The sequence below is a fragment of the Streptomyces sp. NPDC025638 genome (genome assembly GCF_055558775.1).
The window spans coordinates 25,312-43,565 of sequence record NZ_JBVHLX010000004.1 but is presented as its reverse complement, the minus strand read 5'-3'; the positions used below and the strand labels follow the sequence as shown (position 1 = coordinate 43,565).

Below are 18,254 nucleotides of genomic sequence, written 5' to 3'. Positions count from 1 at the left end.
GTTGCATGACGCCGGCCGACGTGCGGCGCTCGGCGGGCGGGAGGGGCAGGCATAGGTGAATGACCATTCACCGAGTAAGGTGAATTGATATTCACCTCATATTCCTGACGTCAGCTGGAGTGCCGATGGACCAGCCCGCTCCGATGTCCTCCCCGCCCGGAGCGAGCGCCGGGGCCACCCGAGTCCGGGACCGGCTCACCATTCCCGTACTGGCATCGGGTGGCATCCTCATGGCCGTCATGCAGACCGTGGTCGTCCCGCTGCTGCCGGACCTGCCGCGACTGACCGGCGCCTCGGCGGGCACGGTCTCCTGGATGGTCACCGCGACCCTGCTCTCCGGAGCGGTCCTCACCCCGGTCCTCGGCCGCGCCGGCGACATGTACGGCAAGCGGCGGGTGCTGACGGCGGCCCTGTCCCTGATGACCGTGGGCTCGGTGATGTGCGCCCTGTCCTCCGACATCGGCGTGCTCATCGCCGCCCGCGCCCTCCAGGGCGCCGCCGCCTCCGTCGTCCCGCTGTCGATCAGCATCCTGCGCGACGAACTGCCGCCCGAGCGACGCGGTTCGGCGGTCGCGCTGATGAGCTCCACCGTCGGCATCGGTGCCGCCCTCGGCCTGCCGCTGGCCGCGGTGGTCGTGCAGTACGCCGACTGGCACACCATGTTCTGGCTGACCAGCCTGCTCGGTGCGCTGGGCGTGACGGCCGTGTGGTGGGCGGTCAAGGAGTCACCCGTGCGCGAGCCGGGCCGGTTCGACGTGCTCGGCGCCCTCATGCTGGCCGTCGGGCTGACCTGTCTGCTGCTCGGGGTGTCCCAGGGCGGGCAGTGGGGCTGGGGCAGCCCCCGTGTACTGGGCCTCTTCCTCGGCGCGGCCGTCGTCCTCGCCCTGTGGTGGTGGCAGCAGCTGCACACCGCGCAGCCCCTGGTCGACCTGCGGCTGGTGACCCGGCCCCGGGTGGGCCTGTCCCATGTGGCGGCCCTGTTGACGGGATTCGCCTTCTACGCCAACTCACTGGTCACCGCCCAGCTGGTACAGGCACCCGAGGCCACCGGCTACGGGCTCGGACTCTCGATCGTCGCCACCGGCCTGTGCCTGCTGCCCGGCGGTGTCACGATGCTGCTCTTCTCGCCCGTCTCCGCCCGTATCTCGGAGAAACGCGGCCCCCGCATCACCCTCGCCCTCGGCGCCGCCGTCATCGCCTGCGGCTACGCGGTCCGCATCGCCGACAGCCGTGACCTGTGGATGATCATCCTGGGGGCCACCGTGGTGGCCACCGGCACCACGCTCGCCTACTCGGCGCTGCCCACCCTGATCCTGCGCGCCGTCCCGGCCGTGCAGACCGCGTCCGCCAACGGCGTCAACGTCCTGATGCGCACCATCGGCCAGGCCACGTCCAGCGCCGCCGTCGCCGCCGTCCTCGTGCACCACACCAGCCTCGTCGGCGGCGCCCCCGTACCCACGCTGCACGGCTATCTGCTGGCCTTCGCCATGGCCGGCGCGATCGCCCTCGCCGCGAGCGCGGCCGCGCTGACCATCCCGGGCGACAGCCGCCCCGACGGCACACGACGGGCCCGAGGCGGCACCCGGGGCGCCCGCGACGAGGCGATGGAGGGAGCATGAGTCCGTGAGCACTCCATCCGGCGCGCCCGCCGTCACCCCCGCCCGCCGGGACGCCGAGACGACCAAGGCGGCCATCCTCAAGGCGGCCCGGTACCTCCTCGCCCGGCACGCCCACGCCGACATCACCCTCAAGGCCGTCGCCGAACGCGCCGGTGTCAGCCCGCCGCTGATCCTCAAGTACTTCGGCAACAAGGACGCCCTCTTCGCCCGCGTCATGTCCTTCGAGGCCGACGCGGACGCCCTGCTGGACGCGCCCCTGGCGGACCTCGGCCGGCACATGACCGAGCACGTCCTGCGCAGCCAGCGCGAACGGGGCGCCGACCCCCTGCTGCGCATCGCCTTCGCGCCCCTGCACGGCGACCACGGCGACATCCTGCGCGCCAACTTCCGCGCCCAGGTGACCGAACGCCTCGCCGACCGGATCGGCGGCCCCGACGCGGGCCTGCGCGCCGAGCTGGCCGTCGCTACGCTCATCGGCCTGGGCGTGATGTACGGCATCGCGCGCGGGGAGCGGCTGCGCGCGTCCGCGATCGACACCATCGCCGACCGTTACGGGCCAGTCGTCCAGGCACAGTTGACACCCTGACCCACCGCCGGGCGACCGGACCGGCGCCCCTTACGGCCCGGGAAGTGGTAGGCGGTCAAGGGACGATCCGGCCACCGGCGGATGACAGACTGGCGGCATGGACGAACACGTAATCGGCAGGTCGGGTCAGCGGGCATCGGTCGTCGGCCTCGGCACATGGCAGCTGGGCGCCGACTGGGGCGAGGTGGACGACAAGCAGGCCCTCGCCGTGCTGGAGACGGCGGCCGAGTCGGGGGTGACCTTCTTCGACACGGCCGACGTGTACGGCGACGGCCGCAGCGAGCAGACCATCGCCGCCTTCCTCGGCGGCAGGCCGGATCTGCATGTGCTGGTGGCCACGAAGATGGGCCGCCGGGTCGACCAGATCCCCGAGAACTACGTCCTCGACAACTTCCGCGCCTGGAACGACCGCTCCCGCCGCAACCTCGGCGTCGACCGCATCGACCTGGTGCAGCTGCACTGCCCGCCCACGCCCGTCTACTCCTCGGACGAGGTGTTCGACGCCCTGGACACCCTGGTCGAGGAGGAGCGCGTCGCGGCCTACGGCGTCAGCGTGGAGACCTGCGCCGAGGCGCTGACCGCGATCGCCCGGCCGGGTGTGGCGAGCGTGCAGATCATCCTCAACCCGTTCCGGATGAAGCCCCTGCGCGAGGTGCTCCCGGCCGCCCGCGAGGCCGGCGTCGGCATCATCGCCCGCGTGCCGCTGGCCTCCGGTCTGCTGTCGGGCAAATACACCAAGGACACGGTCTTCGCCGCCGACGACCACCGCACCTACAACCGGCACGGCGAGGCCTTCGACCAGGGCGAGACGTTCTCCGGCGTCGACTTCGGGACCGGTGTGGAGGCGGCCGCCGAGTTCGCCGCGCTCGCTCCCGAGGGATACACCCCGGCCCAGCTGGCGCTGCGCTGGATCATCGAGCAGCCCGGTGTCACCACCGTGATCCCGGGCGCCCGCTCCGCGGAGCAGGCCCGTGCCAACGCGGCCGCCGCGAAGCTGCCGGCGCCGCCGGAGGAGACGTTCACGGCGATCCGGGAGCTCTACGACCGCCGGATCAAGGACCAGGTCGAGAACCGTTGGTAGTCCGTGTGCCGCCGGGAGCGCACGCCCCGGCGCTCCCGGCGGCCCCGTTCGTTTGGGCGATCGGCGCCGCGGTTACTCGCAGGGCATGACGCAGGAAGTGAGACGGAAGGGGCGCGACGAGACCGAGGAGGAGCGGGCCGACCGGATGTGGAGCGACCTCATCCAGGAGGTCCGCGTCGCCCAGACCGGCGTGCAGATCCTGTTCGGCTTCCTGCTCACCGTCGTCTTCACCCCGAAGTACGACGGCCTGGCCCACACCGACCAGGTCATCTACATCGTGACCGTCGTCCTCGGCGCGTCCGCCACGGGCGCGCTCATCGGGCCCGTGTCCCTGCACCGCCTCGTGACCGGGCGGCGCGTGAAGCCCCGGGCGGTGCGGCTGGCGTCCCGGCTGACCTTCGTCGGCCTGCTCCTGCTGCTGGCCACCATGACCGCGTCGCTGCTGCTGATCCTGCGGGTGGCGACCCACGACGGCCTCGTGCCCTGGCTGGTCGCCCCCGTGGTCGCCTGGTACCTGATGTGCTGGTTCGGGCTGCCGCTGTGGGTGCGACGCCGTCACACGACCCGCTGAGGCCTGTCCCGGAGCGCCGCCAGCTGCCGGTCGTGCACCCGGCTGAGCACCAGCACGGAGAGCGTGGCCCCGATCAGGGCGCAGAACATGTCCCACTGTGTGTCCCACACATCGCCCTGGGTGGCGAGGAAGGCGTCCGCGCCGTGTCCGCCGATCTCGGCCGCCGCCCACTCCAGCAGCTCGAAGCACGCGCTGAAGGCCAGGCAGGCGCACACGGTCAGCGGGGCCAGCCAGCGGCTGCCGCGCAGCGGCGAGGTGCGGCTGAGCAGCTCCCGTACCAGGACGGCCGGGACGAAGCCCTGCATGAGGTGGCCGAAGCGGTCGTACGGATTGCGGTCCAGGCCGAAGGTGTCGCGCACCCAGTCGCCCAGCGGCACCTGCGCATAGGTGTAGTGGCCGCCCACCGCGAGCACCACCGCGTGCGCGGCGAGCAGGGCGCACAGCAGGCCGGTGAGCGGGAACCGCCGCCAGGTCAGCACCACCAGCGGAAGTCCGATCAGCACCCACACCGTCTCCAGGAACCAGGTCGTGCCCTCGCGCGCACCCCATGCCGACAGCGCCATGGCGGCGACGACCGACGCGGCCAGAACGACGGGCAGGGTGACTCGGGTGGCGCGGCGTGGGGCCTGGTGCACTGCGGTCATGGCGGGCTCCTTGTCGTGGAGGCCCCATCGTGGTGCCGGGGGACCGGTCAGGGCATGAGTACGGCTACTCAGCCCGCGGCCAGGATCTCCGCCAGGACGTCGTCGACCCGGACCTCCTCCTGCCCCGGCGGCACCACCTCCCGGGTCTCCCGCACGAAGGCCGCGACCGCGGGCGCCCAGGCGAACGCCACCGCGCGGTGGCGGCCGCCGTCGGGCCGGACGGCGCCGAGGAACTCCATGCGCAGCTCCTGCCACATACCGGTGGCCACCGGGCGCAGTCTCACGTCCCCGACGCCGACCGGCCCGCGCAGGCCGTCGGCGAGCATCTGCCGGTCCAGCCGCCAACGGGCCAGCACATGGCCGTCGTGGGCGAACACCGCCGTGACGGCGAACGGGTCGTCGGCGTCGTACGTCAGGTGGGCGAGCACGGAAAAACGGTCCGTGCCGCCCGCCTGGATCTGCACCACCAGGGTCTTGCGCACGAAGGGGTTCACGTGGGGGCCTCCGAGAACAATCGACGTAGGGCCCTCTAGTACCCGTCCCGCGGCGCATTTGCTCATTAGCCGGGCTGATTTCCTCCCGCGCCCCGCAGTGCGGTGAGGCAGGTGCCGATCGCCTGCTGCAGCTCTTCGAGGCGCTGGACCATGTCGTCCTCGTAGAAGTCCTGCGCGTCGTCGAAGGTGAGCTCCTCGAACGCCCTGGTGGCCTTCTGCAGGCTGTTGTAGAACTTCGTCCGGCGTTCCTGGACGCGCAGTTCGGGGTCGGCCTCGACCGCCTCGGCCACGAGGGACTTCATGGTGTCGTAGGCCTCGGTGGCCCACTCGCCGCTGTCCTCGCCCTCGTCCAGCTCGTCGATGAGCGACAGCTGCCGCTCGGCCTCCTGGCGCACGTCGGCGGGCGCGTCCACGGTCTGCCCGGCGGGCGTCCTGATCTGCCCCGACTCGGCGATCTGCCGCACATATCCGATCCGGTCCGCCGACCGGCTCTCGCTGGCCACCGCCTTCTTCAGATCGTCCGTGCGGACCACGTCACGGGCCAACTCGGCCTGGAGATCCGGGTCTTCCCGCACCCGGTCCAGCAGGGCCGTGCGCGCCGCGCGGGCCGTGGAGGGGTCGGCGAGGATCGCGGCGCGCAACGCGGTGGGGTTCTCCGCGACCTCCAGGGCCTTGGTGGGCCGGATGCCCTCGGCCTCGGCGGCCTCGGCGATGGCGGTGCCGCGCTCGGAGGCGGCGCTGGAGCGGGAGACGTAGTAGCCCAGCCACACGTCCGCGTCCGGCAGTTCGACCTCCTGGCCCGGTGCCAGCGCCTCGAAGTGGGGGACGAGACCGTCGTCCGCGGCCCGGTCCCAGGCCTTGTAGTAGCGCATGACCCGCTCGGCGGAGCAGCCGGCGAGCTCCGCGAACTCCTTGGCCGGCACCTTGGGCGTCTCGTCCGCGCCCTGTCCGCCGGGCCGCACGCTGCGCGCCACCATCAGTCCGAAGGCCCACCCTCCGGTCCGCGCGTAGACCCCGAACTCCCGCGCGTCCCGCGCCACGAGGTCGGACAGGGGTGCCGGGGATGAGGGGGACGTCTCGGACGGGACGGTCGCTACGGTCACGGATGACTCTCCTGGGAGCGCGGCTGGTCGGACTGCACTGTGCAGACCGACCACCCTATATGGACCGTTTTCACCTCCGGAACGTGCCCAGGATCGTCTTCAGCGCCAGCCGGTCGGCGGTGGTGTTCCAGGCGGAGGCCGGAGCCGTGAAGCGCAGTGAGTAGCTGTGCCCGCCGCCGATCAGGAAGCCGCGGCCGAAGGTGCGCACCCGGTCGCTGCCGGATCCCGAGAACCATTCCATGTCGGCGCCCTTGTAGCCCTGGTACGTCGTCGCCTCGATGTCCCCGATCCGCTGGAATCCGTCCGTGCGCCGCAGGGCGGGCTGGACCTCGTCCCGCCAGATGGCGACCGGGTCCGGGCCGACCTGCGAGCTGTAGGTGACCGCCAGGGTGCGGGGATCGCCGCCGCCGGGTCCGAACGTGACGCGGTAGGCGAGCGCGCCCTCGCGTGCGGTGGTCTGCCGTTTCCAGCCGGCGGGGAGGGCGACCGAGAAGCCCTCGGGGGCGGTGTAGCGGCGGTAGCCGGCCGGCAGGGCGTCGGCGGTGGCCGAGGGGGACGGCGAGGCCGTCGCGCTGGGGGTGGTGGCGCTGGGCGTGGGTGTCGGCGTGGGGGTGCGGGAGCCGTTGCCGTCGGTGCGGTTGCCGGTCGGGACGGCCGCGGCGGACGGCCGGCTCGCCGATCCCGCCGTGTCGGAGGCGTCGGTGCCGGGGAGCCCGTGGGTCGCGGCGAGCACGGCGGCGGACACGGTGAGGACGGCCAGCGCGGTGCCGACGGCCATGGTCCTTCTGCTCCATCCCTGACCGGCGCGCAGGGCGGTCAGATAGGCGCCGCGCAGCCGGGGGACGGGGACGGGTTCACGGTCAGCGTCGGCGTCCTCGGCGAGGATGCGGATGAGGGCCTCGCGCACCACGGTCACGGTGAGCCGTTCCCGGTGGTCCTTGCGCAGCAGTCCCTGGACGACCTGGGCCAGCGGACCGGCGCGCAGCGGGGTGCGCAGGGGCAGCCGGTCCACCGCTCTGAGGGTGGCGTCGGGCCGGCCCCGGTCGCGGAACGGCGGGCGTCCCTCGACCATCGTGTAGAGGATCGCGCCCAGGGCCCACAGGTCCGCGGCAGGGCCGAGGCGCTCGTCACGGGCCTGTTCGGGAGCGGCGTACGACGGTGCCGTGACCCGCGGGGCCAGGGTCGCGCCCGCCAGTCCGAAGCCCGTCACCACGACCGGACCCTGGTCGCGCACGAACACCTGGCCGGGGCTGAGTTCGCCGTGCGTGAAACCCTCGGCGTGCGCGGTCTCCAGCACATCGAGCAGTTCCAGACCGATCCGGGCCGCCCGCACATAGTTCAACGCGCCCTGCTGGGACAGGAGTTCACCCAGCGGCGTGCCGTCGATCCACTCGATGACCGTCCACAGCGTGCCGGAGTCCTCGATCGCGTCGATCACCGTGGCCACCCGGCCGGGCCGGAGCATGCCCATGAGCTCGGTGGTGCGCAGGACACGGGCGGTGGTGCGGCGCGCGGTCTCCTCGGCCGGCTGGTCCGGCAGTTCGGTCTGTGTCACCAGACGGGGCCGCTGCGCCTCCAGGTCCTCGGCGTACCAGCAGATCCCGTTCGTCTCGCGGTGGACCACCTCAAGAAGCCGATACCTCCCGGCGACCAGTTCCTGTCCGGAGACGTGCGCCTTGACCATGGTCATCCCTCGCTGAAACCCCTGCCTCGTCTTGCCCAGAGGTACGCGGGGCGCGCTGGTGAGTGTTCAAAGGATCTGCAACTCCGGGCTGCTTCCTGCCTTTTATTCAACCGGCCCAGGGCGCGTACGACTTGTGGAAAACGGCGAATTTCCCTGCCTCGACCTGCGGGTAACCAAGGGTAAACATTCCGGTGCGGTGCTGCCTCAGCACAGGCCGAATTGTTCGCTCCACTTCTTGACGTCCCCGGGGCGCGTGTTGCCCCCGCAGACCACCAGCCCGAGCCGGGCGCCGTCGCCCGCCCGGTCCAGCACCTGCCGGGCCGCGGGCAGCAGACAGCCGGCGGCCGGTTCCGCCCACACCTTGGCGTGCTCGGCGAGGTCGAGGCAGCCCCGGACGGCCTCCCGGTCGGGGACCACCAGGACCTCGGTGACCAGGGCGGAGACATGGTCGTACGTCAGCTGCGACACGCTCGGCGCGCTGAGCGTGGTCACGATCGACGACAGCGCGACCGGCACCGGTCCGCCCGCCGCCAGCGCCTCGGACATGGCCTGGGCGCCCTCCGTCTCCACGCCCCAGATCCGGACGCCGGGGCGCAGGGCGCGCAGCGCGGCCGCCACACCGGCGATCAGACCCCCACCGCCGATGCTGACCAGCACGTCCGTCAGCTCACCCGCGTCCGTGGCGAACTCCAGGCCGACGGTGCCCTGTCCGGCGACCACGACCGGGTCGTCGAAGGGGTGGACCAGGGTCAGCCCCTCGTCCCGCAGCCGGTCCATCAGCTCGAACGCGCTGTCCATCCCGTCGGTCAGCCGTACCGACGCCCCCGCGTCCCGCGCGATCGCGACGGACCGCGCGGGCGCCGTGCGCGGCATGACGACCGTCGCCTTCACATCGAGAGCGGCGGCCATCACCGCGAGGGCGATGCCGTGGTTGCCGCCGCTGACCGCCACCACGCCCGCGGCCCGCTCGGCCTCGCTCAGCGACAGCAGCTTCGCGGTCGCGCCGCGCGCCTTGAACGAGCCGGTGCGCTGCAGGAGTTCGAGCTTCGTGGTGACCGGGACGCCGAGCAGTGCGGACAGGCCGGGGCTCGGCACGGTCGGGGTGTGGACGACGTGTCCGGCGATCAGCCCGGCGGCGGCTTCGATGTCCGCGATGTCGATCAAGGAAGTTCACCCTCTCGGCGCGGGGTGAGGGATCGCGCCATCTGCACCCTGACCCGGTGACACGGTGCAGGTCAACACGGTTTCACAGGTCGCGGCGCAGCAGGTGGTCCAGCAGGCGGCGCAGCTGAGCGGCGGCCCCGGGAGCGAGCGGCGCACCGGCGAGCGCCGACTCGGCGGCGGCCGTGTGCCGGCGGGCTTCGGCGAGCGCCGCCACGCGGCCGCCCGCCTCCTCGATCAGCGCGGCCGCCGCGACCGTCTCCCCGGTGTCGAGCAGCACGGCCAGGCGCTCGGCGGCGGGGGAGGAGAGCGCGGCCAGCACCGGGAACGTCTTCTTCCGCTCGCGCAGATCGCCGTGCACGGGCTTGCCGGTGACGGCCGGGTCGCCCCAGATCCCCAGGACGTCGTCGATCATCTGGAAGGCGATCCCCAGATGCCGCCCGGCCCGGTCCAGCGCGGCGACCATGGTCTCGGGAGCGCCGCCGAGCGTGGCACCCAGCGCGGCAGCGCAGCCCAGCAGGGCACCGGTCTTGTGCTCCGCCATCGCCCGGTACTCCTGCGGGCGGACCCGCTCCGGACCGGTCCAGGGCCGGGTGCTGAACAGCAGGTCGTCGGCCTGCCCCCGCACCAGGTCGGCCAGGGCCGCGGACAGCAGCCGCAGGGCCGGCGCAGCGCCGGGGCCGGCGGCGAGGGTCTCGACGGCCAGCGCGAACAGGGCGTCCCCGGCCAGTACCGCGGGGCCGGTGCCGTAGGCCTTCCAGACGGTGGGGCGGCGGCGCCGGGCGGTGTCGCCGTCCATGATGTCGTCGTGCAGCAGCGAGAAGGTGTGCACCAGTTCCACGGCGACCGCCGCGCCGACCCCGGCTCGCCCGGGCGCGCCCGCCGCCTCGGCCCCGAGCACGGCCAGGGCCTGTCGCACGCCCTTGCCGCCCGGCGCCACGGCGGGTGCGCCGCCGATCTCGCACCAGCCGAAGGAGTAGGCCGCCATCTCACCCACCCATGGGTGCAGGCGCCCCAGGGCGTCGGCCAGCGCGGGCCGCACCAGCTCCCGGCAGCGGTCGAGGACCTGGGACGCGGAGGGCGGTGCCTGCACCGCCGAGTCCAGCGCCGTCACCGTACGGCCTCTGCTCCGACGAGACCGAACTCCTCCTGGGCGCGGGCCACCATCTCCCGTGCGTGCCGCAGCCCGCTGCCCTCCAGCGTCCGGGCCAGATCCGCCAGTTCGGCGACCGTCTCGGCACGGTCGCGGCCGAGGCGGGCGAGCGACTTGGCCAGGCCGAGCCGGGCCAGCGCCTCGCCGCGCGGCTCGCGCATCGCGCGGAACTCCTTCAGCGCCTGCTCGTACAGTTCCCGGGCCTCGCCGTAACGACCGGCGCGGTAGAAGACGTTGCCGCGCATCTTGTGGTTGTAGGCCAGTGCGCTGGTGAGGTTCATCGCGCGGCACGTGGCCTCCGCCTCCGACAGCAGCTCCAGCGCCCGGTCGGTGTTCCGGTCGCGCACCGAGAGGATGTCGGCGAGTCCGCGCAGGGCCCAGGCGTGACCGCGCCGGTCCTCGGCCTTCGCGGCTATCTCCGCCGCCTCCTCGAACATCGCGTACGCCGTGTCGTAGGAGCCGGTGTTGCGGTGCATCTGCGCGATGCCCTCCAGCGCCCACACCGTGTGCCGTGCCTCGCCGCGCCTGCGGGCCTCGGCCAGGAGCTGCTCGTGCAGCCGGCCCACGGCCTCGTAGTCACCCTGGATACGCCCGGTCTCCGCGAGTCCGGCCAGCGAGTAGCCCCGTACGACGATGTCGCCGCCGCGCTCGCCGAGTTCGGCCGCCAGCCCCAGCAGCCGCCAGGCCAGCGGGAACGCGCCGCGCTGCCGGGCCAGCGTGCCGCCGCTCCACAGCGCCCAGGCCATCGCCGCCGTGTCCCCGGCCTCCCGGGCGGCGCGGTAACTCGCCTTCCACGCCCGGTCCGCGTCGCCCACCTGGCCGAGCCGCCGGTGCGCCTCGGCGACGGCGAGTCCGCAGCGCGCCTCCTCGTCGCGCCGTCCGGCCCGCTCGGCCTCCCGCAGCTGCTCGGTGCCCGCGGCGAGCACGTCGACCAGGGAGGAGTTCACGGACAGGGTGGTCAGGGCGCCCTGGTACTCCGGGGCGGATGCCTTGCCGTACATGGATGCCTTTCTCTGTGCGGGGTGTATGCACGGCGTGTATGCACTATATGTATACGCACCGTGTATAGTCCGCCGGAAATGTGCCCTGGCCACCCGGGCCAGGGCATCACCTTGTTGTCGATCAAGACGCCGGCAGGAACGGAGGGGTTGCCTCCGAGACGCAGATCACTTTGCCGTGGGTCAGTGCTGCTGCGCCTTCTGCGGTGTCGCCTCGCTCGGGCGGACCACGACGTATCCCTCGCCCTGCAGCATCAGCTGGACGGCTTCCCCGGAACCGCCGCGCAGCATCGACCCGATGGACTGCGCGCGGTGCAACGACGTCTGCAGGTGCGCCGTCCAGCCCACCACCGCGTCCGTGTCGACGTACACCGGGTGCTGCGCCGAGACCGGTATGACCAGCGGGTTGCCCTCGCAGACCAGGCCGAGTCTGCCCTGGCCGGTGAAGACGCTGTTGAACAGGCCGCCCCCGGCGATGCCCGAGCCCTTGACCGTCTTGATCTCGTACGACAACGAGGCGTCGAAACACAGGACGTTGCGGCCGTTGACGGTGAACTCGTCGCCGGGCTCCACCTCGACGATGAAACAGTTCTGCGCCTCGTGCGCGAACCACGCCTCGCCCTGGCCGCGCACCGCCATCAGCGGCAGCCCCTCACCGGTGACCGCGCGCTTGAGCATGCCGCCCACGCCCTGCCCCTTGCGTTCGAACTTGAGGCTGCCGCGATAGGCGACCATCGCGCCCTGGCGAGCGAGCATCTCGCCGTTCACCGCATACTTGAGGCACTTGGCGTTCTCGACGGTCATGCCCGGTTCGACGGCCGGCTGCACCATGTGCGTACTGGAAAAGAGATCACCCTTCATGCGGGCATGGTGTCCCGGAGGGGACCGTTCCGCCAAGATCGCGGACAGCGCCGGCTCAGGCACCGAAGAGCTGGGTCCAGTACGTGCCCGCACGGCCGCCGCCGGCGAAGCCGACACCGATGTGCGTGAAGCCGGGTTTCAGGATGTTGGCGCGGTGGCCGGGGCTGTTCATCCAGCCGTCCACCACCTCGGCCGGGGAGCGCTGACCGCAGGCGATGTTCTCGCCGATCGTGCGCCGGGCCGAGCCCGCGGCGGCGGCCCGGTCCCACGGCTGGGAACCTTCGGGCGCGGTGTGGGAGTAGAAGTCGCGCGCCACCATGTCCGCGCTGTGCGCCTGGGCGGCGGCCGTGAGCAGCGGATCGACGGCCAGCGGCGGCAACCCGGCCCGGCGGCGCTGACCGTTGGTGAGCTCGACGACCTCGGCGCAGGTCCGGTCCAGGTCGCCCGCGGCGAGGGGCCGGGCCCACAGGGCGGTCCAGTACGTGTCGCGCGTGCGGCCGCCGGTGGCGTACGCAAGGCCGGCCTGGGTGAAGGCGGGGTCCTGGAGCGTGCGCCGGGCCTCCTCGGTGCGCAGGCAGTACGCGATGAACTCGGCGGGGGTGCGCGGTCCGGAGACCAGGTGCTCGCCGACGGTGACGTAGGCGTATCCGGTGGCCGTGATCCGCTGGTGGACCGAGGTGCCGTCCCGGCTCTCGCCGCCCAGGCGTTTGTCGGCGGCCATCGAGGCGGCATGGGCCCGGGCGGCCGAGACGAGACGCGCGTCGAGGGTGACCGGCCGGGAACCGGACCGGGCGCGGGCGGAGTTGACGAGGCCCAGGAAGCCTTCGGGATCGGAGGCCGGGACGGCGGCCGGCGCCGGAGGCCGCGGTGAAGAGAGCCGCGGTGAAGGGAGCCGCTGTGAAGCGGGTCGTGGTGAAGCGGGCCGTGCGGAAGGAGGCCGTGCGGAAGGGGGTGCCGATCGCTGCTCCGGCACGCTCGGACGGTGCGCGGGTGCCGTCGGCCCGGGCCGGTCCTCGGCCACGTCCACCCCGAAGTCCCGGGCCAGCCCGGCCAGTCCGTCGGCGTACCCCTGCCCGATCGCGCGCAGCTTCCAGCCGGTGCCCCGGCGGTATATCTCGGCGAGCAGCAGCACGGTCTCGCGCTGCGGGCGGGGCGGGGCGAAGCGGGCGAGCATACGGCCCCGCGGATCGGTGACCCGGAGTTCGGACGCGGGCAGCCGGCAAAGGGGCGTGTCCGGCTCGGTGGCGCTGACGGCCACGGTGACGCGCACGGCGCCCGGGCGCAGCAGCGCCGGTTCGACGGTCAGCGTGTCGCCGCGCAGCCGGACACCGGGGGCGGCCGGCTGGTTGTAGAACACGAAGTCGGCGTCGCTGCCGACCCTGCCCTCGCCCCCGGTGATGAGCGCCGACACGTCGAAGGGACCGGGCACCCGCAGGATCAGCGAGCCGCCCGGAAGGGGCAGATTGCCCCCGGGAACCAGCTCGCTCATCGTGCCGCCCAGGAGTGGTGGGACCTCGGCCCCGGTGGGGAGCCGTCCGTACAACGTCCGGGCGCGGCGAGCTGGTTCCCGCTCTGCCTCAGTTGCGTGCCGCCGCCGGCGCGGCGTCGCCGTTCCGCCCGGCGACCGCGGCGCGCGGTGCCTTCTTCGGCTTGCCGCAGAACGCCGACTCCAGCGTGCCCGCCATCGTGTCGAGCACGGTGCCGTTGTTGGAGGTGGTGGCGACCGCGGCGAGGCTGCGCCGGCCGTCCTTGGTGGTGAAGGCGTAGGTGTAGTAGCCCTGGACGACGCCCGTGTGGCCGTACACCGAGATCCCGCACGACAGGGTGCGGCGCCGCAGCCCGAGTCCGTATGCCGTCGTGCTGTTGACCGGTGTCCAGCGTTCCATCTCGGCCAGGCGTGCGGACGAGGTCAGCCGGCCGCGGACCAGGGCCGAGTAGAACGTGTTCAGATCCCGTGTGGTGGAGATGATGGCGCCCGCGCTCTGTGCCCAGGACAGCGTCTGCTCGGTCGCGTCCACCAGAGGGGCGCCGGCCGTGTCGGGGGTGAGGTAGCCGCGGGTGTAGCGGCCGGGGAGCTTCTTGTCGGGGTGGACGTAGAAGGTGTCCTTGAGACGCAGCGGCTTGAAGATGCGGTTCTCGTACTCGGTCCGCACGGGGTGGCCGGTGAGCTTCTCGATCAGCATCCCGGCGACGACGAAGTTGGTGTTGGAGTACGAGTAGGCGGCCCCGGGCGCGTTGGTGCGCGGCTTCGCGAGGGACAGCTTCACCAACTGGCGGTAGGTGAAGACCTTGTTGCGCACCGACTCGAAGCCGGAGACGGAGCGGGCGAACATGTCGTTCGTGTAGTCGTACAGCCCGCTGCGATGGCTCAGCACGTGCCGCACCGTGATCCGGTCGTCGGGCAGCAGGCCCGGCAGATAGCGGTTGACCGGGGCGTCCAGGGTGAGCCGGTGCTCGTCGGCCAGTTGCAGCAGGACGACGGCGGAGAAGGTCTTGGTGACGCTGCCGACGCGGAAGCGGTCGTCACCGCCGATGGCCCGCCGGGTACCGCGGTCGGCGAAGCCGTAGGTCGCCCGGTACATCGACCCGTTGTCGTCGATCCGCGCCATCGCGCCGGGCGCGCCCTGCGCGACCGCCGACCGCAGCACGCTCCGCAGACCCGCGGTGTCGGGTGCCGGCAGCCCGGCCGCCGCACCTGTGCGCGCCTGGCCGGCCGCCGTCCCCGCGTGCGCCTGGCCGGTCGCCGCCTGTGCCGGCACCGCGAGGAGCGCCACCACGACCGCTCCGAGCACCGCGCCCTTGCCCACCGTTGCCGAGACCATCCGTTGCCTCTCCCATCTCCGCGGTTTTCAGTGCGAGATCGGTCACATTCCGCCGAGGGAACCTACTCGCAGCGGGTCACATCTCCACGGTTGACACACAGTTGGTCAGCTGTTGATCACTCTGCGGCAGGCTTTTGCAAAGGATTGCCATAGAACGCCGCGAAAGCGATCATTCCGGCTTTACGTGGACATGACTTATCCGTAAGGGTTTCGTCCGGGGCCCGACCAGCTCCCATGGTGCTCAACAATGCCATGCCGCAAGGCGGTTGGTGATCCCGGCCGTCTTCGAACGAAGGAACCCTGATCAGTGCGTAGACCGCACATACGCAGCGTGGCGGTTGCCGTCGCCGTGACGACGGCCGCCACGGGCCTCGCCGGTACTGCATTCGCGGGTCCCTCCACGGGGGTGGAGCACGGCGTGACGTCGCAGGCCTCGGCGGCCGCGTCGGTGGTGTCGGCGGCGCGTGCCGCCGCCTTCGCCCACGCGTCGGCGACCGGCGTCTCCCAGGGCGACCAGCTCCACGCCCAGGACGTGATGATCGACCCCGAGGGCGCCCGGCACGTCCGGTTCGTCCGGACGCACAACGGAATGCCGGTGCTCGGTGGCGACCTCGTCGTCCACCTCTCCCGGCAGCTGGCCTACGCGGGTGTCACCCGCGCGGCCGACCATGCCGTCGAGCCCGCCGCCGCACAGGCCAAGCTGAGCGCCGAGCAGGCGGAGCGCAAGGCCGCCGCGGCCGCCAAGGGTGACGCGGGCACCGCCCAGCTCGTGGTGGACGCCCGCGAGGGCGCCTCGGCCCTCGCCTACCAGGTGACGGTGACCGACAGCGGCACCACCGAGGGCAACGGCGCCCGGACGGTCGTCGTCGACGCCGTCACCGGCAAGGTGCGCAGCAACGCGCCCGTCAGCGACGAGTTCCTGTCGCCGAAGCTGCTCGACACCCTTCAGAAGCGGGGCGAGACGATCGACCCGGCCACCGGCCTCGGTACGCAGGGCGCCGGCCTCGCCGGGTCGTCGCTGTCGTCGGCGGCCGGTGCCACCGGCTACCCGAAGACGGTGGCGGGCACCGGCAAGTCGCTGTTCGTCGGCACGGTCGGGCTGACCGTCCAGCAGACGGCCCGTACGACCTTCCTGCTGAAGGACCCGAACCGCTATGGCACCGAGACCCGGGACGCCAAGGGGACGCAGACCGAGAGCTTCGGCGCCGGCAAGAAGATCACCAGCTCCAGCAAGACCTTCGGCAACGGCACGACATCCAGCCGTGCCAGCGCCGCGGTCGACGCCCAGTACGGCATCACCAAGACCCTGGACTTCTACAAGAAGACCTTCAACCGCAAGGGCATTGCGAACAACAGCAAGCCCGCCAAGGGCATGGTGCACTGGGGCAAGAAGGTCGCCAACGCCTTCTGGGACCCGACGTGCGGCTGCATGCTGTACGGCGACGGTGACGGCACCATGTTCAAGAAGCCGCTCGTCGTCCTCGACGTCACCGGTCACGAGCTGACCCACGGCGTGGTGGACGCGACCGCGAAGCTGGAGCCGACCTTCGAAGACGAGCAGGGCAACCAGTACGGCGAGCCCGGCTCGCTGAACGAGTCGCTGGCCGACATCTTCGGCTCGAACGTCGAGTTCTTCACGAAGAACACGAAGGACACGCCGGACTACCTGATCGGCGAGAAGCTGGGCCTCCAGCAGAAGTTCCTGCGCCGCCTCGACAAGCCGTCGCTGGACCGGCTGGAGGGCACGATCGACTACTGGAAGCCCGAGGTGTACTACACCGAGGTGCACGCCGGTTCCGGTGTCTCGTCGCACGCGTACTACCTCCTCGCGGAGGGCAGCGGCCAGAAGACGATCAACGGCGTCAAGTACGACTCGCCGACCTACGACGGCGGGAGCGTCAAGGGCATCGGCCGCACCAAGGCCACGGCGATCTTCTACCGTGCCCTGACCCGCTACATGGTCTCCTCGACCGACTTCCACGACGCGCGTGTCGCGACGCTGAAGGCGGCCAAGGACCTGTACGGCGCGTCCAGCGTCGAGTACAAGACGGTCGACCGGGCCTGGGCCGCGGTCAACGTCACCGCCGCGAACACGCCGGCCGCCCGTCACTGACGGCAGGCCGGTCGCACGGCAGACCAGGGTGCCCCGCCATGCGCGGGGCACCCGCATGTCGGCCCCCGGTACAACTGCCGTTCCAGCAACCGCTGTTTCTTTTATTGACAGCGGAAAATAATGGCCCTAGGTTCCCGGCCATGCGCTCGACCTCCCGCACCGAGACGTTCCCCGCGCACACCCCGGCCGCCTCGCAGGTCTTCACCACGCTCCTGTCCCACGGCCCCCTCGCCCGGCTGGACGTGGCCCGGCTGGCCGGACTGTCACCGGCCGCCGTCACCAAGGCCGTCCGCCCGCTCATCGAGGCCGGATATCTGGTGGAGGACGCGGGCGAGGAACCCAGGGCCGCCCTCGGACGCCCCGCCAATCCGGTCCGCGTCGACGGCGGACGGGCGCTGTTCCTCGGCGTCAAGATCACCGGCGGCGAGATCATCGCCGTACTGACCGACCTCCGCTGCCGCATCCGTCTCGCCCGGCGCGTCCCGCTGACCGACCGCGCCACCAAGGCGGTGCTCGCCCAGGTGGTGGAGCTGGTGCGGCAACTGCGCCTCGACGCGGACGACTTCGGCGCGCCGGTACTCGGCCTCGGGATCGCCGTCTCCGGTGACGTCGACCGTGCCGAGGGCGTCGTACGCTATTCGCCCTTCCTGGAGTGGCGGGACGTACCGCTCGCCGAACTCGCCGCCATGACCACCGGTTTGCCGGTCACCGTCGACAACGACGTCCGGGCCCTGACCGTCGCCGAGCAGTGGTTCGGTGCCGGAGTGGGGCTGTCCGACTTCGCCGTCGTCACGGTCGGCGCGGGCATCGGATGCGGTCTCGTGGTGCACGGCCGGGTGGTTGCGGGCGCGCACGGCGTGGCCGGCGAGATCGGCCACGTGGCCATCGATCCCTCCGGGCCGCTCTGCCATTGCGGCAACCGCGGCTGCGTGGAGGCGATCGCCGGTGACGCCGCGATCGTCGCGCGGATGCACGAAGTGACAGGGCGTCAAGTGGCCGATGCCGCCGAGGCGGTGGCCCTCGCCCACCAGGGCGTCGCCGGGGCCCGTGAGGTCTATGCGAGAGCGGGCGAGGCCATCGGCCGCGGGATCGCGACCGTGGCCAACCTGCTCGGACCCGAACGCGTGATCATCTCCGGGGAGGGGCTGGCCGCCTACGACCTGTTCGCCGAGCAGATCCGTGACGCGTTCACCGCCGCCGCCTTCGGCTCCGCCGCGCAGTGCGACGTACAGACCCGCCCGCTCCCGTTCGAGGAGTGGGCGCGCGGGGCCGCGGCCGCCGCGATCCAGTCGTTCATCACCTCGACCCCCGTCAACGGATCGGGCAAGGACTGAGCCGGCCCGACCCTTGAGACCCCAGGAGGT

16 protein-coding genes are annotated in these 18,254 nt (G+C 72.1%); 6 read left to right on the top strand and 10 right to left on the bottom strand.

Translation table 11 applies throughout. From position 1 onward, the window contains the following. Window positions 1-125 precede the first annotated feature (125 nt). The 4 genes from ACZ4EG_RS11270 (at window position 126) to ACZ4EG_RS11255 (ending at window position 3,857) form a co-directional block, all read left to right on the top strand. Window positions 126-1,619 (top strand): MFS transporter, encoded by a 1,494-nt coding sequence (locus tag ACZ4EG_RS11270; protein ID WP_467790452.1) that lies wholly within the window; start codon window positions 126-128, stop codon window positions 1,617-1,619. 4 nt (window positions 1,620-1,623) lie between these two features. Then, the gene (locus tag ACZ4EG_RS11265; protein ID WP_453550246.1) at window positions 1,624-2,205 is read left to right on the top strand and encodes a TetR/AcrR family transcriptional regulator; all 582 of its coding nucleotides are present in this window, start codon (window positions 1,624-1,626) and stop codon (window positions 2,203-2,205) included. A 97-nt stretch (window positions 2,206-2,302) separates the two neighbouring features. Beyond that, window positions 2,303-3,286: an aldo/keto reductase gene (locus ACZ4EG_RS11260; protein ID WP_453550244.1), complete on the top strand. Its 984-nt coding sequence runs from the start codon at window positions 2,303-2,305 to the stop codon at window positions 3,284-3,286. A gap of 85 nt (window positions 3,287-3,371) precedes the next feature. Further along, window positions 3,372-3,857, top strand: a complete 486-nt coding sequence (locus ACZ4EG_RS11255) for a DUF6328 family protein (RefSeq protein WP_390710775.1) — start codon at window positions 3,372-3,374, stop codon at window positions 3,855-3,857. Here the strand turns inward: ACZ4EG_RS11255 and ACZ4EG_RS11250 are convergent. The 10 genes from ACZ4EG_RS11250 to ACZ4EG_RS11205 form a co-directional block, all read right to left on the bottom strand. Then, the gene (locus tag ACZ4EG_RS11250; protein WP_467790451.1) at window positions 3,842-4,501 is read right to left on the bottom strand and encodes a DUF2238 domain-containing protein; all 660 of its coding nucleotides are present in this window, start codon (window positions 4,499-4,501) and stop codon (window positions 3,842-3,844) included. The two genes, ACZ4EG_RS11255 and ACZ4EG_RS11250, sit on opposite strands and share 16 nt — an antisense overlap. A gap of 68 nt (window positions 4,502-4,569) precedes the next feature. Beyond that, window positions 4,570-4,995: an SsgA family sporulation/cell division regulator gene (locus ACZ4EG_RS11245; RefSeq protein WP_467790450.1), complete on the bottom strand. Its 426-nt coding sequence runs from the start codon at window positions 4,993-4,995 to the stop codon at window positions 4,570-4,572. Between the two features lie 65 nt (window positions 4,996-5,060). Next, a complete protein-coding gene (locus ACZ4EG_RS11240) occupies window positions 5,061-6,098 on the bottom strand; it encodes a hypothetical protein (protein ID WP_467790449.1) in 1,038 nt (345 codons plus the stop codon). 70 nt (window positions 6,099-6,168) lie between these two features. Then, window positions 6,169-7,788, bottom strand: coding sequence for a serine/threonine protein kinase (locus ACZ4EG_RS11235; RefSeq protein ID WP_467790448.1), 1,620 nt, complete (start codon window positions 7,786-7,788; stop codon window positions 6,169-6,171). Between the two features lie 198 nt (window positions 7,789-7,986). After that, window positions 7,987-8,946: a threonine/serine dehydratase gene (locus ACZ4EG_RS11230; protein WP_467790447.1), complete on the bottom strand. Its 960-nt coding sequence runs from the start codon at window positions 8,944-8,946 to the stop codon at window positions 7,987-7,989. A gap of 82 nt (window positions 8,947-9,028) precedes the next feature. Continuing rightward, window positions 9,029-10,057: a polyprenyl synthetase family protein gene (locus tag ACZ4EG_RS11225; protein ID WP_453550230.1), complete on the bottom strand. Its 1,029-nt coding sequence runs from the start codon at window positions 10,055-10,057 to the stop codon at window positions 9,029-9,031. Continuing rightward, window positions 10,054-11,097: a tetratricopeptide repeat protein gene (locus ACZ4EG_RS11220; RefSeq protein WP_467790446.1), complete on the bottom strand. Its 1,044-nt coding sequence runs from the start codon at window positions 11,095-11,097 to the stop codon at window positions 10,054-10,056. The genes ACZ4EG_RS11225 and ACZ4EG_RS11220 overlap by 4 nt, the downstream gene beginning before the upstream one ends. Window positions 11,098-11,277: 180 nt before the next feature. After that, window positions 11,278-11,955 carry an AIM24 family protein gene (locus ACZ4EG_RS11215; RefSeq protein ID WP_467790445.1) on the bottom strand — a complete coding sequence of 226 codons (678 nt, stop codon included), beginning with the start codon at window positions 11,953-11,955 and terminating at the stop codon, window positions 11,278-11,280. 55 nt (window positions 11,956-12,010) lie between these two features. After that, on the bottom strand, window positions 12,011-13,444 hold the full coding sequence (locus tag ACZ4EG_RS11210; protein ID WP_467790444.1) for a CAP domain-containing protein: 1,434 nt from the start codon (window positions 13,442-13,444) through the stop codon (window positions 12,011-12,013). A gap of 88 nt (window positions 13,445-13,532) precedes the next feature. After that, window positions 13,533-14,777 carry a serine hydrolase domain-containing protein gene (locus tag ACZ4EG_RS11205; protein ID WP_467790443.1) on the bottom strand — a complete coding sequence of 415 codons (1,245 nt, stop codon included), beginning with the start codon at window positions 14,775-14,777 and terminating at the stop codon, window positions 13,533-13,535. Window positions 14,778-15,084: 307 nt separating this feature from the next. Between ACZ4EG_RS11205 and ACZ4EG_RS11200 the strand changes: the two genes are divergently transcribed. Both ACZ4EG_RS11200 and ACZ4EG_RS11195 read left to right on the top strand, forming a co-directional pair. Continuing rightward, the gene (locus tag ACZ4EG_RS11200) at window positions 15,085-16,890 is read left to right on the top strand and encodes a M4 family metallopeptidase (RefSeq protein ID WP_467790442.1); all 1,806 of its coding nucleotides are present in this window, start codon (window positions 15,085-15,087) and stop codon (window positions 16,888-16,890) included. A gap of 140 nt (window positions 16,891-17,030) precedes the next feature. Further along, entirely contained in the window at window positions 17,031-18,224 is a 1,194-nt protein-coding gene (locus ACZ4EG_RS11195) for an ROK family transcriptional regulator (protein WP_467790441.1), read from the top strand. Window positions 18,225-18,254: the final 30 nt, after the last annotated feature.

Coding starts and splice junctions, on each gene's coding strand:
- ACZ4EG_RS11270 (WP_467790452.1), top strand. CDS start 126: ATGGACCAGCCCGCTCCGATGTCCTCCCCGCCCGGAGCGAGCGCCGGG.
- ACZ4EG_RS11260 (WP_453550244.1), top strand. CDS start 2,303: ATGGACGAACACGTAATCGGCAGGTCGGGTCAGCGGGCATCGGTCGTC.
- ACZ4EG_RS11255 (WP_390710775.1), top strand. CDS start 3,372: ATGACGCAGGAAGTGAGACGGAAGGGGCGCGACGAGACCGAGGAGGAG.
- ACZ4EG_RS11250 (WP_467790451.1), bottom strand. CDS start 4,501: ATGACCGCAGTGCACCAGGCCCCACGCCGCGCCACCCGAGTCACCCTG.
- ACZ4EG_RS11235 (WP_467790448.1), bottom strand. CDS start 7,788: ATGACCATGGTCAAGGCGCACGTCTCCGGACAGGAACTGGTCGCCGGG.
- ACZ4EG_RS11220 (WP_467790446.1), bottom strand. CDS start 11,097: ATGTACGGCAAGGCATCCGCCCCGGAGTACCAGGGCGCCCTGACCACC.
- ACZ4EG_RS11215 (WP_467790445.1), bottom strand. CDS start 11,955: ATGAAGGGTGATCTCTTTTCCAGTACGCACATGGTGCAGCCGGCCGTC.
- ACZ4EG_RS11210 (WP_467790444.1), bottom strand. CDS start 13,444: ATGAGCGAGCTGGTTCCCGGGGGCAATCTGCCCCTTCCGGGCGGCTCG.
- ACZ4EG_RS11205 (WP_467790443.1), bottom strand. CDS start 14,777: ATGGTCTCGGCAACGGTGGGCAAGGGCGCGGTGCTCGGAGCGGTCGTG.
- ACZ4EG_RS11195 (WP_467790441.1), top strand. CDS start 17,031: ATGCGCTCGACCTCCCGCACCGAGACGTTCCCCGCGCACACCCCGGCC.